Here is a 704-nt window from a genome sequence, read left to right as displayed (position 1 = left end):
GTTATACGAAATAAATTATCTTCACCCTTGTATAACTTTAAATTGGCTTAAGTTTTTATCTCTCTATCTCTAATACGTCTTACAAACGATAAATGGTTTTTTATTGATCTTCATCCATAAAACTTCAAATTCAGGTAAACACATCGTTTGTCTTTTAAGCTTTACAACTACCTCTTTGACCGCATTTATGGATAACCAGCATAGCATCTGCTGCAGCAAGAGCTTGTACAACGGCTCTCTTTTGTGCATCAGAAAAACACGCATTCAAATTACGCATCTCAACCGCCCATTACACTTTTAATATATCGGTAGTTTTTCCTCTTTAGTGATTAATGACTTTAACTCTTCTACAATGTCTTCTGCTTCATCATATGATATTGTTTTGTGCTCGCTAATTGTATCAACCATAAATTTGTCTTGCACAATTTCCACACTGATAGGCATTTTAGCTTAAACTTTTATGATTCATTCTTTCTAAACTTTATGCGAGATACCCTCCAGCTACGCCACAGAAACATCTTGACCAGCTTTTATATTACTCTTTTCATAACAAGTACTTGCGTTTCAAAAGAATATACAAAAAATTCCTCATCCCCATCGCCCTCTCAAATAATCACGATTTTAGTTCATTCACACAACTCTTCCACACGAATTTTTATTGCGTCTAATATCTGTTAGCTTATCTCTTGGTCGGTAAGTGACCA

Annotated in this window: 1 protein-coding gene; it reads right to left on the bottom strand. The window is 34.5% G+C overall.

Going from position 1 to position 704, the window contains the following annotated elements; genetic code table 11:
- Nucleotides 1–154: 154 nt before the first annotated feature.
- Nucleotides 155–277: a hypothetical protein gene (locus ACFINZ_RS10915; RefSeq protein ID WP_263283916.1), complete on the bottom strand. Its 123-nt coding sequence runs from the start codon at nucleotides 275–277 to the stop codon at nucleotides 155–157.
- Nucleotides 278–704: the final 427 nt, after the last annotated feature.

Source organism: Bartonella sp. AA81SXKL, assembly GCF_042196945.1.
GTDB lineage: Bacteria > Pseudomonadota > Alphaproteobacteria > Rhizobiales > Rhizobiaceae > Bartonella.
This window is presented reverse-complemented; position numbering and strand designations above follow the sequence as displayed.